At 70.9% G+C, this 17173-nt stretch carries 16 protein-coding genes; 9 read left to right on the forward strand and 7 right to left on the reverse strand.

Annotated features, from left to right (window positions below; translation table 11 throughout):
• Positions 1-78: 78 nt before the first annotated feature.
• From ACIQVI_RS30375 to ACIQVI_RS30400, 6 genes are all read left to right on the forward strand, one after another.
• Positions 79-534 carry a hypothetical protein gene (locus ACIQVI_RS30375; RefSeq protein WP_403601678.1) on the forward strand — a complete coding sequence of 152 codons (456 nt, stop codon included), beginning with the start codon at positions 79-81 and terminating at the stop codon, positions 532-534.
• Complete coding sequence (locus ACIQVI_RS30380; RefSeq protein ID WP_403601680.1) at positions 534-2711, forward strand: hypothetical protein; 2178 nt, start codon at positions 534-536, stop codon at positions 2709-2711. Before ACIQVI_RS30375 ends, ACIQVI_RS30380 begins: the two co-directional genes overlap by 1 nt.
• 61 nt (positions 2712-2772) lie before the next feature.
• A complete protein-coding gene (locus ACIQVI_RS30385) occupies positions 2773-3393 on the forward strand; it encodes a hypothetical protein (protein WP_403601683.1) in 621 nt (206 codons plus the stop codon).
• A 28-nt stretch (positions 3394-3421) separates the two neighbouring features.
• Positions 3422-3919, forward strand: a complete 498-nt coding sequence (locus ACIQVI_RS30390; protein ID WP_403601686.1) for a hypothetical protein — start codon at positions 3422-3424, stop codon at positions 3917-3919.
• Positions 3920-3930: 11 nt separating this feature from the next.
• Complete coding sequence (locus ACIQVI_RS30395) at positions 3931-6234, forward strand: hypothetical protein (protein WP_403601688.1); 2304 nt, start codon at positions 3931-3933, stop codon at positions 6232-6234.
• 161 nt (positions 6235-6395) lie between these two features.
• Entirely contained in the window at positions 6396-6881 is a 486-nt protein-coding gene (locus ACIQVI_RS30400) for a hypothetical protein (protein WP_403601691.1), read from the forward strand.
• 64 nt (positions 6882-6945) lie between these two features.
• On the opposite strand, the gene ACIQVI_RS30405 is transcribed toward ACIQVI_RS30400, so the two are convergent.
• From ACIQVI_RS30405 to eccB, 7 genes are all read right to left on the reverse strand, one after another.
• Complete coding sequence (locus tag ACIQVI_RS30405; RefSeq protein WP_121830596.1) at positions 6946-7245, reverse strand: WXG100 family type VII secretion target; 300 nt, start codon at positions 7243-7245, stop codon at positions 6946-6948.
• 55 nt (positions 7246-7300) lie between these two features.
• Positions 7301-7663, reverse strand: a complete 363-nt coding sequence (locus ACIQVI_RS30410) for a WXG100 family type VII secretion target (RefSeq protein ID WP_383318045.1) — start codon at positions 7661-7663, stop codon at positions 7301-7303.
• A gap of 112 nt (positions 7664-7775) precedes the next feature.
• Positions 7776-9023 (reverse strand): S8 family serine peptidase, encoded by a 1248-nt coding sequence (locus ACIQVI_RS30415; protein WP_403601695.1) that lies wholly within the window; start codon positions 9021-9023, stop codon positions 7776-7778.
• 25 nt (positions 9024-9048) lie between these two features.
• Positions 9049-10848, reverse strand: coding sequence for a hypothetical protein (locus ACIQVI_RS30420; protein ID WP_403601698.1), 1800 nt, complete (start codon positions 10846-10848; stop codon positions 9049-9051).
• Positions 10849-10854: 6 nt separating this feature from the next.
• Positions 10855-11325 carry a hypothetical protein gene (locus ACIQVI_RS30425; protein WP_403601701.1) on the reverse strand — a complete coding sequence of 157 codons (471 nt, stop codon included), beginning with the start codon at positions 11323-11325 and terminating at the stop codon, positions 10855-10857.
• 201 nt (positions 11326-11526) lie between these two features.
• Positions 11527-12789 carry a type VII secretion-associated serine protease mycosin gene (mycP, locus tag ACIQVI_RS30430; RefSeq protein WP_403601704.1) on the reverse strand — a complete coding sequence of 421 codons (1263 nt, stop codon included), beginning with the start codon at positions 12787-12789 and terminating at the stop codon, positions 11527-11529.
• Positions 12786-14309 (reverse strand): type VII secretion protein EccB, encoded by a 1524-nt coding sequence (eccB, locus tag ACIQVI_RS30435; RefSeq protein ID WP_403601707.1) that lies wholly within the window; start codon positions 14307-14309, stop codon positions 12786-12788. The genes mycP and eccB overlap by 4 nt, the downstream gene beginning before the upstream one ends.
• A 140-nt stretch (positions 14310-14449) precedes the next feature.
• Here eccB and eccE point away from each other — a divergent pair, with 140 nt between their 5' ends.
• The 3 genes from eccE (at position 14450) to ACIQVI_RS30450 (ending at position 16937) form a co-directional block, all read left to right on the forward strand.
• Entirely contained in the window at positions 14450-15838 is a 1389-nt protein-coding gene (gene eccE, locus ACIQVI_RS30440; RefSeq protein ID WP_403601934.1) for a type VII secretion protein EccE, read from the forward strand.
• A complete protein-coding gene (locus ACIQVI_RS30445) occupies positions 15835-16554 on the forward strand; it encodes a hypothetical protein (protein WP_121830590.1) in 720 nt (239 codons plus the stop codon). Before eccE ends, ACIQVI_RS30445 begins: the two co-directional genes overlap by 4 nt.
• Positions 16555-16703: 149 nt before the next feature.
• Positions 16704-16937, forward strand: a complete 234-nt coding sequence (locus tag ACIQVI_RS30450; protein ID WP_053643325.1) for a DUF397 domain-containing protein — start codon at positions 16704-16706, stop codon at positions 16935-16937.
• Positions 16938-17173: the final 236 nt, after the last annotated feature.

Genomic DNA, 17173 nt, shown 5'->3' on the forward strand with positions numbered 1-17173 from the left:
CCCGGCTGATGACGGGGGCCGCGGGGGCGGCCCTGGAACGATCCATCCATACGTACACACGGGGGAAGGAATCACGACATGGCATGGGACGAGTGGGAACAGCTGAAGTCCTCGGCCGCCGATCAGGATTCGACGCGGATGCGGCTGAACCGGCTGCCCGACGAGCGGGAGGAGAACCGCGGCGGCGGCACCGGGGGCGACCTCGCGGTGGACGACCAGGACCTCGCCGCGGTCGGGAACAGCGCGTTCAAACTGTTCGAGGGCCTGGGGAATCACGGCCGTGACGCGTGGTCCAGCAGTCAGGCGGCGGCGAAGGACCTCACGGCGCAGGAGTTCGCGCTGGGCGGCGCCCTGCAGGTGGTGCAGGACCGGTGGGAAAAGTCCCTGAAGACCCTGCTGGACGCGTGCGCGCACATCTCCAACCACATGGACTTCACCAAGAACGCGCACGCCGGCGACGAGTACTTCATCGCCACGACCGTCAGCAGCATCGCGACGCTGGACAAGGGCTTCGACGAGGGAGTGAAGCGCTGATGGACCTCGAAGCACTGCGCCAAGGCAACTTCGCGGCACTGGGCACGGCGATCGACGACTGGACGAAGGTCGTCGGTCACCTCAAGGGCTATGAGAAGGACGCCCGCGAGGACCTGAAGGCGAAGGCGGACCGGGCCAAGTGGGCCGGGGTGAACGCCACGGTGTCGCGGCAGTTCATCTCCAAGACGGCCGGCGAGTTCGCGGACGCGCTCGCGCAGGCCACCAGCATCCGGGACATCCTGCGGGACACCCGCGACGAGCTCGTGGGATACCGCGACGAGCTCAACCGGGCCATCGACCGGGGCTGGGAGAAGAAGCTCTCGGTCGTGGGCGAGCAGGGCGGCGGCTTCCGGGTCTTCGTGAACGTCCATCCCGAGCCGCCGAACAGCGAGCAGGCCGTCAAGGACCTGCGGGACGAGTTGCAGGGCATCCTCACGAAGGCCACGACCAGCGACTCGACCGCCTCCCAGGTGCTGCGGGCCATCGCGGAGCAGGCCGACTACGGCTTCTCCGGCGTCTCGTACAAGGACCGGGACTCCGCCGCCGAGGCGATGCAGCGCGCCGACGACCTGGCGAAGCTGGCGAAGCACCCCGAGAAGATGTCCGACGCGGAGCTCAAGGAGTTCAACGACACCTTGGCGAAGTACAAGGACGACCAGCTCTTCTCGGCCCGGTTCGCGACGCGGCTGGGGGCCGAGGGCACGCTCCGGTTCTGGACCGAGATGTCGGACATCCACATGGGCGCCCGCGACGGCGAGCTCAAGCGGATGGAGGAGTTCCAGAAGAACCTGAGCATGACGCTCGCCACCGCGACGCTCTCCGACACCGATGCGATGCAGTCCTGGAAGAAGGAGCTCGTCGACCAGTCGAACAAGAACTTCGTCTCCGACGCCGTCAACGTGCCGGGGCGGACGGTCGGTGCGTACGGCTACCAGGTGATCAGCAGTCTGATGCACCACGGGAAGTACGACGCGGAGTTCCTCGACGCGTACGGCAAGCAGCTCCTCAAGCAGGACATGGCACCGGCCGGCCCGCCCGGCATCGGCTCCAAGAACCTGTGGCACGGCGACAACCACCAGCTCACGGACCTGGTGTTCGGCAAGGACGACGGGCGCGACCCCCTGGTGGGGTTCATGGACGCGCTGTCCCACAACTCCGAGGCCGCGACGAACACCTTCGACGACAAGAAGGTCCTGGAGCACGTCCTGGAGAGCACCCGGTACACCGACCGGGACGCCTCGGTGGGCCATGCCCTGGAGGCCGCCGTCATGGGCGTCGGCGTGGGCGAGAAGCCGGACGGCCCCGCTCCGCACACCGCGACCCAGGTCGGCATCATGAAGAACGTCATGCACATGGTGGCGCAGCCGGACGGCGGTTCGGACCTGGTGAGCAAGGGGCTCGGGGACAGCTTCGGGAACATGGCGAGCGCCTACATGCCGGAGATCAGCAGGTCCATGGCCGGCAAGGGCGCGGAGTCGATCTTCCTGACGGACAGCGCCCTCCCCGACGGACTCGACAAGACGGACGTGACGCGGTTCCTGTACGAGGTCTCCCAGGACCCCAACGGCCGGGCGGGCATCATCCTCGGCCAGGGCGTCTACACCTCCAGCCTGATGGAGGCCCACGTCTCCGACCCGTCCCTGTACGACGGAGGGCCCGCCGAGGCCATCCGCACGATCTCGGAGAGCACCGGCGTCATCCAGGGGATCGTCGGCCACGCCAACGCGGACGAGGGCATCAGTGCCGAGATCGCCAGCGAGAAGGAGCAGAACGATGCCCTCAAGGCGAAGGGCGACTACATGAAGGCGCTGGCCGGAGCGGCCATCGGCGTGGGCGCGGTGGCGCTCGCCCCGGCGACCGCGGCCGGATCGCTGGCGGGGGCCGGGGCCAGTGGCTACTTCGGCGGGATCGCCGGCATGGCGATCGACCGGCTCATGGACGGTCAGCAGGCGCAGGGCGCGACGGACCGGGCGCTCTACCAGACCGGCCGGGAACTCAACGACTACCAGGCCTCGGCGCAGAGCCAGACCAGGCAGTCGGCCCTGGACGCCATCGAGAAGTACGGCTCCGACCTGCCGCCCCAGTCGACGGGCAACCAGGTCCGCGACGCGGTGAACGACGGCTGGGTGGACAGTGACTCGATCCTCGAGGACGCCCATGTCCGGCCGGCGGCGTGATCCCGCGCCCGGCGCGGTCGACGAGTCTCCCCGTACGGAGGGCCCAGGGACCAGGAAGGCGATGCGGATCGTGATCAGGAAGCGGTTGGCGGCGGCGGGAGCGGCCTGCGTCGTCGTGGCCGGGGCGGTCTTCGGGTACGTGGAGGTCTTCACCAAGGGGATCGACCGGCTTCCCGAGAGGCCGTGCGGGGGCGCCGTCGACCGCGGTCTCGCGGCCGACGCGCTGCCTTCCGCGCGGAAGGCGGAGGAGCGCGGGAAGCTCAACACGCATGGGGACGGGGATTTCCTGTTCGCCTGTTACGTGCGCACCGCCGATTCGGCTATCTCCGGCGAGGCTCAGTCCGGAGGGGGGACGGAAGCCGACTGGCGAGAGGCGCACCGGTCCGACCTGGCGGAAGGCGCCGTCGCGGTGTCGGAGGGCGGAGTGCAGGCGCTGGCCCTGCCGACCGTCGCCTGGGTGTACGTGCCCTGCACTCCTCGCCGGTTCACGGAGAAAACGAAAAGACCGCGATCCCTGACCGTCGAAGCCAGGACCATCGGAGAGACCCGGCTGCACGGTGACGCCTTGCGCCGGGTGGTGCTTGACTTCGCCTATCAGCTCGCGCGGCATTCGTACGAGGCGGGTGAATGCCAGGAGCAGCGGACGTTTCCCGAGGAACTCCCCCGAATAGGTTCCGAATAGCCTGCAACCGCAAGGAGATGTGACGTCCATGGCATGGGACGAGTGGGAACAGCTGAAGGCCTCCGCGGCCGGCAAGGACGCGGCACGGATGCAGCTGAACGGGTTGCCGCCCGAGGACAGGCCCAACGCGGGCAATCCGTCCGGAGGGTTCCTCGAGGTCGACCAGCAGGACCTCGCCGCCATCGGTGACGAGGCGTTCAAGCTGTACAACCGGCTGTGGAAGGAGGCGCGGGTCACCTCCACGGACACGGCCGCGTCCGACCTCTCCTCCCAGGGCTTCGCGCTCGGCGGTGCCCTCCAGCACGTGTCGACGCGCTGGGACAAGCAGCTCGGTTCGGTGATGGACGCCTGCGCGCTCATCTCGAACCACATGGACTTCACGAAGAACGCCCACGCGGGCGACGAGATCTTCATCGAGCGGCACGTCTCCGGCATTCAGACACTGGAGGCGGGCTTCGACGAGGACTGGGCGGGCCGCGGGAAGCCCAATCCGGTCTACGCCGAGAAGAAGGACAAGAAGGACTAGAGGAGACCCCGATGGATTTCGAAGCCCTTCACTCGGCGAACTTCAAGCTGCTCGACGACACGGTCTCCGACTGGACGGCCATGCTCACCAAACTCCGGTCCCTGAAGAAGGACGCCCACGACGGCCTGCAGGGCAAGGCCCTGAAGGCCGACTGGGCCGGCGACAACGCGGTGATCGGCCGTGCGTTCGTGGGCAAGACCGCCGGCGAGTTCGGCGACGCCCTCACCCAGGCGACGTCGATACGCAACATCATGCTCGACACCCGGGACGAGCTGAAGACGCAGCAGCGGCTCCTGAAGGAGGCCGTCGAGCGCGGCCGGGGGAAGAACCTCACCGTCACCGCGAACGGCGGCGGGTTCACCGTACGGGAGAACCCTGACAAGAAGGCCCCCAACGGGCAGAGCGACGTGGACGGCCTCCGGGACGAGCTCCAGGGGATCCTGAACAAGGCGACGGAGATCGACACCTCTGCCTCCACCTCCCTGAAGGCGCTGGTCGACCTCACCGACCACGGTTTCTCCGACGCGGTGTACAAGGACCGCGACTCGGCGGCGAACGCCGTGAAGGAGGCCGAGAAGCTGGCGGCGATCGCGAAGAAGAAGCCCGAGGACCTCACGCCGGCGGACTTCGACGCGCTCAACGCCGGGCTCGGGAAGTACTCCGGGGATCCCATCTTCGCCGAGCACTTCGCCTCGACGGTGGGCCCCAAGGGGACCCTCGACCTCTGGGCGGGCCTGAACGAGATGCCGAAGAACAGGGACGTCTTCCCGGACCGTCACGAGAAGTACGCCGAGCTCCAGAAGAACCTGAGCCTCACACTGGCCACCGCGTCCCAGGCGGACACGCCCGAGATGTCGCGCTGGAAGTACGACATGGTCAACCTGGCGGACCAGCCGCTCTCCAAGAACAGCACCACGTTCGGGGCGCAGGTCATGAGCAACCTGATGCGCTGGGGCAACTTCGACGACCGGTTCCTCACGGACTACGGCACGAAGCTCATCGACACCGAGAAGAAGATGAGCGACAACGGTCGCCACGTGCCGATCGGCTGGCAGCGCATGGGCATGGATCCGTACCTCAACCGCACCGGCACCGACTCCGGCTCGGACCCCATGACCGGCTTCCTCAAGGCGCTCTCCAACAGCCCCGACGCCGCCACGGACTTCTTCAACGCGGACTTCGTCACCAAGGACGAGGACCACGACTTCGAGGAGGACGCCGACGACAACGGCAAGAACGAGAAGCGCGAGCTGAGCAACTTCGACTACCTCTTCGAAGAGCGGCACTGGCCCCAGGAACAGGACGACAAGGGCAAGGACAGCATCGAGGGCCGCAACAACCTCGCCCAGGCCCTGGAGGCGGCGACGACCGGACACCCGGCGGGCGAGCTGCCGACCGCGAACACTCCGCCGCACAACGCGGACCAGGCCAAACTGATGGAGAGCCTGGTCAAGTCGATCTCCGATGACAACAAGCGCCTGACGGACCACGGCTATATGTCGGACAGCATCGGGCAGATCGCTTCCGAGTACCTTCCGGACATCAACCGGGCGACGACCGACACCAACCCCGCCGCCGACGCCACCGCGACCGAGAAGGAGGCCCGGGAGAGGATCGAGAAGCTCTTCCCCGTGGCCGGCACGGAGGCCGTCATGGACCACAGGGACGTCTCCCGCTTCCTGCTGACCGTCGGCCAGGACCCGGAGGGGTACGCGGCCGTCGAGGTGCGGCAGAAGGAGTACATGGCCAACCTCATGGACTACCACCTCAACCCCGACCTTCCGGCCGACCAGCGCTACAGCGGCAACAAGCAGCTGCTGATCGGCGAGATCGCCCACGCGTCGGGCGAGGTCTCCGGCACGCTCAACGTGGGACGGCAGGAGGCCGTGGCGGGCCCTGCGGAGGAGTCCGACAAGAAGTACGAGCAGTCCGTGGCGCAGTGGAAGAACGGCATCTCCGGCGGCATCGGCACGGGCATCGGCGTCGGCACCTCCTTCATCGCGAGCCCGATCGTGGGTGCGGCGGTGGGCGGTGTCGCCACCACCGTGAGCGGTTCCGTTCTCGAAGCGGTCTTCAAGGACGCCGAGGGGAGCGCCAAGGAGGAAGCGGGCGCGAAGATGGGTGAGCACTGGGAGAACGGTCTGGACAACAACATCAAGTACACCCAGGCAGCGGCGGCCGAGGCCGCCAAGGCCCATGGCCTGACGGACGCCGACGACATAGCCGAGTGGGCCCGCACGGGCGCGCGCGACGGCTACCAGCACGGCGGCGACTTCTCGGGCCGGGTCGCGCCGGAACTGCAGACGGACATCTGATGCGTGCCCGTACACCGCGGAAGTACGGCACTGCCCGCGCCGTCGGCCTCCGGGCCGTTCGGCGATCGGGCGAACCGGAAGGGTTCATGAAGCCGATGCGTACAGCTCCGCGTCGTTTGGCGCGTCTGTTGGGGGCCGGTGCCTGCGCGGGGGCCGTGCTCGTGCTGACGGTCTCGTGCTCGTCCCCCGCGCGTGAGTACGCCGTGCCCGCCGAGCTGTGTGGTGTCGGGGTTCCGGCCTCGGTGCTGGAGCCGGTGCTGCCGCCCGGCAAGGAGATCAGCGCGCATCCCACGGACCCGGAGGGCACCGGAATCGCGCGCTGTCGGCTGCACGTCGACGGGAAGTCGGTGTTCTCGGCCAGTGTCGAGCGGTGGGAGAAGGACGCGTCCGCCCGGGACGTGGCCGGTCCGGCGCAGTCGGTCGGTCCCGGCGACGCGCGGAGCGAGGACGGTCGGTTCGTCTACTCGGCCGCGGGCGCGGTCGGGAGGGTGGACTGCCGGGCCGCGGACGACGCGGGCAGGTCCGTGTGGGCGACGGTCAGGACGACGCGCGACGGGACGACCGGGGAGCAGATGAAGGACCTCGTCACGGCGTACGCCGACGCCGTCGGCGCGTCGGGCGCCTGTGACGAGGTCCTGGGCCGGTAGGCACGGAACGGGGTGGACGCCTCCCGCGCGCGTCCACCCCGTGTGCTGCCGGTGCCGTCTCGGCTTAGAAGAAGCCCGCGGCGCGCTTGTCGCCCGCCTGGTAGGCCGGGGAGGCCTGGCGGACCGCCTTGGAGATGCCCTGGAGGGCGGTGTGGATGGCGCGGGTCTCCTTGTCCCACTTGGCGTGAGCGCCGTCCGCGGCGATCTTCGCCTCACCCTCCCAGGTGTTGGAGACGGAGCGGATCTTCGTCTGGATGTCCTCCAGAGCCTGGTCCAGACGCTTCGCCTGCGCCTCGATGGTGTTCGCCGCGTCATCGAGCGAGGAGTACGTGACGAGCATGACGCCGTCGTTCTTGGACGACATGGTTCCTCCGGGTGTCGGTGGGTGTACGGGTTGGCTGGTGCCGGGTCGCGCCGGGTCAGAGACCGGCGATGTTCGACCTGGCCGCACGCTCGGCCCCGGCGTCGCCGGAGAAGCCCGCGGTCACGTCGACGCCCCGCAGGGCCGCCTCGACCTCGTCGTCGGTGTTGCTGGAGGTCGTCCGGGTGACCTGGATGGCCTCCTGGAAGTTGAGCATCAGCTTGGCGATGCGCACCATGCCCTGGTTGATCTCGTTCTGCTTGACGTCGAAGGCGCCGGCGCCGATGCCCTTCCAGCGGCCTTCGAGGCTGTCGATGACGCCCTGGAGGGACTGCAGCTGCCCCTTGACGTCGTCGAACTTGCGGGTGAGCTCGTCCTGGAAATCCTTGAGACTCTGATCGCCAACCTTCAAGACTGACATGTGTCGCTCTCCCTCTCTGGGTTTCTCGTTGAGATCGCGTGCGCCCGGTTCACGCGCACGTGGTTCGGTCGGTTCGGCCCGTGCCGCCGGCTCCGTCGGCGCCGGACACGGGTCAGGCGGTGCGCCGTCGGCGCACGATCACGAAGCCCGCTCCGGCCACGACGGCGACGGCAGCGACGGCGCCGATGACGAGTCCCGTCCGTCCGCCGCCCTCCGTGCTCCCGCTGGAGCCTGCCACAACGGGGTCGGAAGTCGGCTTGCCGTCGGGAGCTTGTGTCACATCTGATGCAGACGGGTCCGATGACGGGGTCGGCCCGGGTGCGCCGATGGTCCTCGTGTTGGTCAGGGGGTTGACGTTCGGGTCGCCCGGCTTGCCGAGGCCGCGGTTGATGTGGGCGTTGGGCCGGACGATCCCGTGGCCGAGGTAGCTGCTGATCGTTCCCGGCGTCCAGTCGCTGCCGCGTGCCGCGGACTCGAGCATGGCCCGGAGGACCTGGTTGGCGGTCCAGTCGGGGTGCACGGACCAAACGAGGGCGGCGGTGGCGGAGGCGATGGCGGTGGCGTTGCTGGTGCCGTCACTCGTGCAGTAGCGCTTGAGCTCCTTGTCGCACCAGGCGGGAATGTCGCTGCCCGGTGCGGCGATGTCGATGTAGTCGCCGTGCTGCGAGTAGTCCGCCACGACGCCCTTCCGGTCGGTCGCCGCGACGGCGACCGCCTCGGGGTAGGCCGCCGGGTACTGCGGCTTGTTGCCCTTCTTGGCGGTGTTTCCCGCTCCCGCGAAGACCAGCTTCCCCTTCTCGTTCGCGAGTCGGAGGGCATCCTGGGTGTAGGTGTTGGAGTAATCGGAGGCCCAGGAGATGCTGATGATCTGCGCGTCACTGTTGGCCGCGGCCTTGATCGACTCTTCCATGTCGAAGGCATTGATGCCGCGTTCGTGCTGCCGCTCGGTGTCGCTCACCCGGTAGGGGATCACCTGGGCGTCCGGCGCCAGACCTCTGATACCGCCGTTCGCCCCGGAGCCGACGATCAACTCGGCCATGGTCGTCCCGTGGCCCGTGTAGTCGTCGGTCTCGTCGCCCTTCGTCCCGGAGGCGTCCCAGCCCTTGAGCACCTTGCCCTTGAGCGAGGGCGTGTTCGGGTTGACTCCGCTGTCGATGACGGCGACCTTGATGCCCTTGCCGGTCGCCTTCTTCCAGATGTCCTCGGCGCCCATGGCGTCCAGGTACCACTGCCCTGGATGGGCGTCGGCGGCGACCGCCGCCGGGGCGGCTCCGACGAGAGCCGCCGTCAGCGCCGTTGCCGCCGTGGCGCCGAGCAGCGCTCGCCGAAGCCTGCCGCTCCCGATCATTCCTGCCGTCATCCTGACTTCCGAGCCTTCCGGGTGGTTAGCCGATCACCGGCGGCACGGTGCCGTGCCGTCGGTTCGTCCAGGTCTCCTCGTCCTCCGTCAGGTAGTCGGGGCGCGAGGAGCCTTCGCGGTCCTGTTCGTCACGGTCCGGACGCCGGGTGCCGCGCCCGCCGCCGACGGGCGTGCCGGTGCCGCGCGGGCTTCCGACGACGCCGTTGGTGCTGGGGGTGCCACGGCCGGCGGGGCGTGCGGTCCCCTTGCCGGTGGGGGCGCCCACCACTCCCGCCTGGGTGGGCCGGGCCGCGGCCGTACGGCCCGCCGCCGGGCCGTCGCCGCCGACGACGGTGCCCTTGGGGATCCGCGATCCGGTGCCCCCGGCGGAGGTGCGCTGCGGAGTGCCGCCGACGATGGGGTTGGACCGTCCGCCGCCCGTACGGCCGGTGGCGGACTGCCCCGGGCCGCCGGGGCGGCCGGTCTGGGGCGTGGCGCGTCCGGCCGGGGTGGACTGACCGGTGGCCTGCGGCCCGCCCGCCCGTCCCACGGGGCCGCCGGAGCGCCCCATCGCCTGCGAGCCCGCCGGACCGGCCGAACGTCCCATGGCCTGCGCGTTCGTCGGGCCGCCGGAACGTCCCACGGCCTGTGAGCCCGCCGGTCCGCCCGAGCGGCCCACGGCGGGGGAGGTCCCCGGTCCGCCCGAGCGGCCCACGGCCGGAGAGGTGCTCGTCGGTCCGCCCGAACGCCCCACGGCGGTCCGCCCGATGGGCTGCTGTCCGCCGGGCGTTCCGGTGATCCGGGGGCCCGTGGTACGCGGCGGGGTGCCGAGCGCGACCGGCGGCGGCAGCGTGGGGCCGGTCGGGCCCGGGGTGTTCGTGGGCGCGGTCGGTGTGGGCGCGGTGGTCGTGATCGGGGGCGCCGGAGGCGTGGCGACCGAGTCGATCTGCACCTTCGTGCCCGGCCGGCCCTCCCGGATCGGCTCGGAGCCGTCGAGTTCGTGCCCGGTGCGGGGCGTCGTCGGGGTGGCGCGGTCCTCACTGGCACCGATGTGGCCCGGTACCTCCCGGGACAGGCTGCCGTCACGCGACAGGCCTCCGTCACGCGAAGCGGCGGAATCCCTCACGTTCCCGATGCCACCGGCCGGCGGCGGCACCGCCGCCCGGTACGACTTCGGCGGCTTCGGCAGCGTCTGGGCCCCCAGGACCTCCTGGGAGACCACGTAGAACGAGGCCAGGCGGTTCATCTGGTTGATGGCCTCCTGGCGGTCCTTCTCGACCTGGAGGGCCTTCTGGTAGTCCTTGTTGTCCTGGGTGCGCTCCGGGGGCGCGAAGTCCTCGGGCTTCTTCTGGACGAGGCGGTGGTCGCGGGGCGGCTTGGCGTTGCGGACCGAGGAGAGGCCGGTGCTGGCCACCTTCATCTGGGCGCCGACCGCGTTGGCGACCTTGCCGATGCCCCAGGCGTAGGACACGACCTCGGAGCCGTACCGCTGGAACTCGGTGGCGGCGACGCCCTTCCAGTCGACGCCGCGGACGAAGGTGTTCAGGTCCTTCGCGGCCTGGTTGAGGGCGGTCGTCGCCTTCTCCAGGGCTTCGCCGGCCTGCTCCAGGTCGGACGGGTTCGCGCTGTCGAGGAGGTCGAGCATCGCGTTGAGCCGGTGGCCCTCGAACGACGTCGAACCGTAGACGCTTCCCTTGAACCCCACGTTGAAGGGAAGGACTTCTTCCATGTTCTCCAGGAAGTTCGTGACCGCGTAACGCCGCTGGATGTCGGTCGTGTCCTTCGCCTGCTGCTGCTCCTGGGGCGTCAGGTTCGGCGTCGCACTGGGCTGCTTCTCGTCACTCATGGGTCGTCACCGCAGGTTCTCCTCGCCGGTCTTGTCGGCCTGCTGAGCCGGGGCGGGCTGGGCGGGGTCGCCGCTCCGCTCCTGCTGCTGGCGCTCGATCTCCTTCTTCTCGGACTCGATCGCGTCCCTGCGCTCGTCCGCGAGGCGTGTCTGGATCTCGTGGAAACGCCGGCGCTGGTCGTCCTCCACGTTGTCGTAGCCGACGTCGGCCGCGTGGACCCCGATCTGCAGCAGCTCGATCTGGCCGCCGAGGGACTTCGACAGCGCCACGAGCGCTTTCTGCACCCGGTCGTACTCCCCGAAGAAGCCGTCCGCCTCCTTGAAGGGGATTCCGACGCCCAGGGAGTCGCGCGTCACCCGGTTCGCGCCCAGCCGGGTCGCGCCGCCCGCGCCGCTCGCAAGGTCCGTGATGATCCCGTCGACCCGGTCACGGAACTTCTTCAGCTCGCCGACACCGCGCTCAAGGTCACTCGTCACCGTCGCCCCCGTCCCCCGTCGCCTCACACACGAGCCATTCCTCCCCGTTCACTCCTACTGCCCCACATTGCGATCGTGACGACTCCCCGTCCACCGATCGCGCGCCTATCACTGTAATGACTGGGACCGACAGTCCCAAGTGACTTGCGCCGCACAAGACTTCTCCGCATCGACGCTATCAGCCGTGTGCGGCTGCAACCCTCACCGGGCGGACTCCCGCACGGTCCTGCGGCGATGGTCCCGCAGGGCCACCGCCGTCCCCGCGATCGCCGCCACCAGGACGCCCCCGCCGACCACCACGTAGGTCGCCAGGCGGGACGCGCGCTGTTCCGGGGTCTCGCCCAGGTGGAGGGCGGCCGGGGTCGGGGCCTCGGCGCGGGTCACCCCCTCGTGGGCGACGGGCTTCTCGATCGGCTTGTCGTCCTCGGTCAGGGCCCTGACCGGGTCGACCACGCCCCAGCCGACCAGGCGGTCGTGGCCCGCGACCGAGCGTTCGGCGGTCTGCTGGATCTGGGCGACGATCTGCTCCTGCGTCCAGTCGCGGTGCTCGGCCTTGACGAGCGCGGCCAGGCCGGCGACGTACGGCGCGGAGAAGCTGGTGCCGTTGTCGGCGCAGTGGCCGCCGCCCGGCACCGTGGAGACCATGTCGACGCCGGGCGCGGCCACGCCGACGAAGTCGCCGGACTGGGAGAACTGCGCGCGTTCGTTGTTGCGGTCCGACGCGGCGACGGCGAGGACGCCCTCGTACGAGGCCGGGTAGGTGCGCTTGACGTTGCCGCCGAGGCCGTCGTTGCCCGCCGACGCGACGACCACGATCTCCCGCTTCAGGGCCTCGTTCACGGCGTCTTCGAGGAGCTTGGTGGGCTTCACGGCGTCGGCCGTGTCCTGGGAGATGTTGATCACGTCGGCCTCCTTGGCGATGGCGTGCCGGATCGCCGTCGCGAGCGTCTCCGCGGTGCCGTGGCCTTCGGCGTCGTTCTGCTGGACGGGGATGATCACGGCGTCCGGCGCCAGGCCGACGAATCCGGTGCCCTTGGCGGGGCGGGCGGCGATGATGCCGGCCACCTTGGTGCCGTGGCCGACGGTGTCGGTGGTGCCGTTCTCGTTGCCCCGCTTCAGCTTGTACCCGTTGGCGTCCTTGGCGTCCTTGGGGAGGAGGTTGATCCCGCTCTTGACGTCGACGGCCTTGGCGAGCTGCGGGTTCTTCACGTCGACGCCCGTGTCGATGACCGCGACCCGGACGCCCTTGCCGGTGGACTGCGACCACAGCTCGTCCAGCAGGACGCGCTGGAGCGACCAGGGGCGGCCCTCGTACGTCTTGCCCGGGTAGGTGCACTGGGAGCCGTCGTCCGCCGCCGCCGTGGAGAGCGGCAGGCCGAGGGCGCAGAGCGTCGTCGCGGCCCCGACGGCCAGCGCGCGCCGGGAGGGTCCGGAGAGCCGGTTCGCCGGCGTCCCGGTCCTCATGAGCCCTGCGGCTGACGTGCGCCGCCCGTGGAGAGGCGGGGGCCGGTGGGCAGGAAGGTCGACCACTCGGCGGGGACGGGAAGCGGCTCGACGTTCTTGTAGCCGAGGCGGTTCTGGGCCTGCTGCGCCTCCGCCTGCCGGGCCTTCTTCTCCTCCTCCGAGCCGGACGAGCCGATCCCGGAGTCGTCGGTGGCGCTGTCGCCGTTGGACTGCATCGCGTAGCGCAGGCCGGTGTCGGTGACGAGGAAGAGGAAGCCGCTGGAGGTCGTGGAGCCCTTGAACTGCCGGAAGAGCTGCCCGGATCCGGGGGTGACGTACGCGCTGCTGGAGCCGGTCGGCAGGGCGGCGGGGAAGTCCTTCCCCGCCCAGGTGCTCAGCGTGGTCGACCCGTTGTCCGCGTCGACCTCGCGCAGCACGTTGCACACGGTGTTCCGGCTGCCCTCGTCGGTGCTCGCCTCGTTGACGGGCACCGGGACGGCCTCGGGCCACTTCTTGTCCCGGCCGAAGGCGCGGCCCGGCCGGAAGGCGCCGCCGCTGACCGAGGTCGCCTGGCCGGCCTGGCCGAGTTCGACCAGTTGCCGGCTGTTGAGCAGCAGTTTGGCCGTGAAGTCCGAGACGGGCGCGACCGTGCCCCGGAGCACGACGTACATCTGCTTCCGGGTGCCGTCCGTCGCGGACAGCACCGTCCCGATCCTGTCGGCCCCGGAGGGGAGGTCGGAGATTCCGGCGGGTTCGCCGACCCGGCCCGGGACCTCCGGGAAGGAGATGGCGTCGCCCTTGTGGAGGGTGTTCAGCCACGCCTCGGAGACCCGCTGGGCGGCGCGGCCCTGGCCGACGAGCTGGCGCAGGAGCAGCTCGTCCTTCTCCACGGGGTACGCGGTCCCCTTCGCGTCGACCACGTAGCGCTTGCGGTCGGAGCCCTCGACGTACAGCAGTTCGCCGCCGGTGAGGCGCTCCGCGCCGTCGGTCCTGCCCTCCTCGCGGGCGGCGAGGACGAACGCGGCCTTCTGGATCGCCCGGCCGCCCTCGCCGGGACGCTCGCAGACGGCCCAGCGCTTGGCGGCGCCGGCCTCCTTGTCGCCGGGGAGGCGGTCGGGGGCGTAGGGGATGCCGAGCGTGGCGCCGTGCGGGATCTTGCCGCTGTCGAGCACGGACTCGTCGACGTTGATGACCTTGCCCTTGTCGGGGTCGAGGAGCAGCTTGGCCGACGACATGTTGAGGACGGGGTGGAGCTGTGTCTTCTCGCCGGTCTTGAGCACGACGTAACGGGTGGTCGACTTGCTGGCGATGATGACGTTCTCGCCGGGCTTGTCCCAGTCCTTGGGGGCGACGGGCTTGAACATGCCCCAGGCCCCGAAGACCGCGAGGACCACCGCGCCGACGATGGCCCCCGGCACCACCGCGCGCAGGGGGCGGGGGGCGCCCTCCTCCGAGCCCGTCGCGTTCGGTTGCACGAACTGTGCGATCAGCCTCCGCTTCGCGAAGGTGTAGGCGTTCAGTTCGTCCCGACGTGATGCCATCTGTTCGCTCGTCCCTCTCCCCGATGGGCGACCAGGGTCCCACGACCCACGGGCCCGGTCAGCCGTCCCGCCGCCCCCTACTATGCCTGTCGGCGCTTGCGTCCCACTGCTCAGGTAGGGTGATCGCCCAGTCAACGCCCATGGGAATTCGGCTATTACGGACACGAGGGGGCAACGTGGCGACGGGTACGGCGACGCGTGCACGGCACGGGCAGGCCGGCGACCCGGCACCCGGAACTTCCCGACGGCAACGCAGCAATGACCGGGGCGACGTTCGAACGACGGCCGCCCCCCGGGGCGTCCCCGCGACCACCACCCCCCGCCCGCTGTCGCGCGCCGGCCGCGTGGGTCCGTTCCAGCTGCGGCAACTCGTCCTGGTGGAGTCGGCGCTGGCCCTCGTGGCGGTCGGCCTGGTGATGGGCGGCCTCTGGCTCGTGCCCACCTGTGTGGTCGCCGGCGTCCTGGTCCTGCTGGCCGTCATACGCCGCCGGGGGCAGGCCGTGCAGGACTGGCTGGGGACCGTGCTCGCGCTCCGCGCGCGCCGGAGCGCCGCCGCCCCCGCCGCGGTCGACGCGGACCCCGCCCTCGCCCCGGTGGGCGAGAACGTGCCGGGCTTCCGCGCCTCGCCCTACGTCGACCGCAACCACCGCACCGTCGGCATGTTGGGCGACGGCACCTTCCTGACCGCCGTGCTGCGCGTCGAGGCGAGCGGCTCGGCGCTGCGTCCGGTCTTCGGCGCGCGCGCCTTCCCGCTCTCCGTCCTGGGCGGCGCCCTGGAGGTCGACGACATCGTGGTGGAGTCGGTGCAGCTGGTGCAGCAGGTGCGCCCGGCCCCGGCCCTCCACCTTCCCCAGCAGGCCGTGGCCCGGCTCTCGTACGCCCCGCTCCAGGAGCGGACCGGCGCCCCCGCGCTGCGGCTGACCTGGGTGGCCGTGAAGCTGGACCCGGAGCTGTGCCGGGAGGCCGTGGAGGCCCGCGGCGGCGGGCTGGAGGGCGCGCAGCGCTGTCTGGTGCGGATCGCCGACCACCTGGCCAGCCGCATCACGGGCGCGGGTTTCCAGGCCACCGTGATGGACCAGGAGGAGCTCAACTCCACCATCGCCACGGCGGTCTGCACGAACCCGCGCGCCGTCGCCCGCGCGGGCCGGCCCGACGCGGCCCCGCAGCGGCGGACGGCCGAGACCTCCCGGGTCTGGCGGTGCGACGACCGCTGGCACACCACGTACGCGATCGGCCGCTGGCCCGAGCTGGGGCGGGGGGCGACGCCGCTGCCCCGGCTGGTCTCGCTGCTGACCTCCGTACCGGCGTACGCCACGACGTTCAGCCTCACCGTCCGGCGCGGCACCCGCCAGGGCGCCATGGACCTCGACGGCCACGTGCGGGTCACCGGCGGCTCCGACAACGAACTGGTCCGGGTGCGCCGGACCCTGGAACAGGCGGCGCGCGCCGCGAAGGTCGGCCTGCTGCGCCTGGACCGCGAACAACTGCCGGGCGTACTGGCGACGATGCCGCTGGGAGGCGCCCGATGATCGGACGTGGCCGGAAGCAGAGCCGGCCGCGTGGTCTGATCGGCCCGCGGCAGGCGGGGCACACCCTGCCCGCGGACCACCTCTCCGCCCTGTCCCTGCCCGTGGGCGACGACGGCGTGGTCATCGGCGAGGACGCCGAGGGGCGGTCGCAGCTGGTGGGGTTCCACCGCTCGACGCCGTACGACGTACTTCTCATCGGCGGCCTGTGGACGGCGCAGGTGCTGGCGCTGCGCGCGGCCGGCACCGGGGCGCGCGTGGTCGTGGAGACCGGGCGGCCGCACGGGTGGGTCGGCCTGGCGCAGGCGGCCGGGGCGGGCCTGGAGTGCATCACCCTCCACGACGTGGGGCGGGTGCCGCCGCTGGGCGCGACCGTCGGCAGTCCCGCCGTGGTGGTGCGCGACTGCGGGATGCGGCCGCCGCGCGGACGCGTCGTCTCCTCCCCCTGGCAGTCGGTGCTGACCCTCCTCCCCTACCTCAGCCCGGTGGCACCGCGCCTCATGCGGTCCGCGACGCTCGTGGGCGTCCAGCGGGTCTCCCCGCAGGAGGCGCAGCAGATCGGCACCATCCTGGGGCTGACGCGGGGCGAGGTCGAGGCGCTGCCGACGCTGGCGGACGGGGTGACGCTCTGGTCCTCCGGCGGGGAGCGGCAGTGGGTCATGACGAGCCCCACGGACGCGGAGGCGGGCCTGCTCGGGACCGCCCGCCGGATGGACTGAGCCACCACCGGGTGAGCGGGCGGCCGAACCGCCCCCGCCCGGAACCCGGGCTGCCTACTATGGCCCCGGTGACCGCCGGGCCACGGCGAACGGCCCGGCACCGTGCGGGACGTGGGCCGTTCCGCCGGCCGCGAGCGAAAGGAATCCCCATGGGGAGCGCGCAGGAAAAGGACGAGCTGTACGCCCTCGACATCTCCGGCGTCGAATGGCAGGGCGCCCCGGGCACCAGCCCGGACGAGGAGCGCGTCGAGATCGCCCATCTGCCGGGCGGAGGCGTCGCCATGCGTTCCTCGCTGGACCACGACACCGTGCTGCGGTACACCGAGGCCGAGTGGCGGGCCTTCGTACTGGGCGCGCGGGACGGGGAGTTCGACCTCCGCTGAGGCGTCGGGGCGTTCGGGAGCCGGGGAGTTCCGGCGGTCTCCGGACGGTTCCGCGGACCGGCGGTCGTGCGGCCGAAGGGGCCCACGGCCGCCGGTCCGTCGTCACGGGCCCGAAATCGTGCGCGGTCGTACCACTTTGCCCGGTTTCTCCCTCACGCTCCGCCGTACCCGCGTCACTTCGGGGCACCTCGGGGCGCGGGGGTGCGGACGGGGGCGGACGGGCCTGCCGCGGCGGT

The organism is Streptomyces sp. NPDC098101 (genome assembly GCF_044760185.1).
GTDB lineage: Bacteria > Actinomycetota > Actinomycetes > Streptomycetales > Streptomycetaceae > Streptomyces.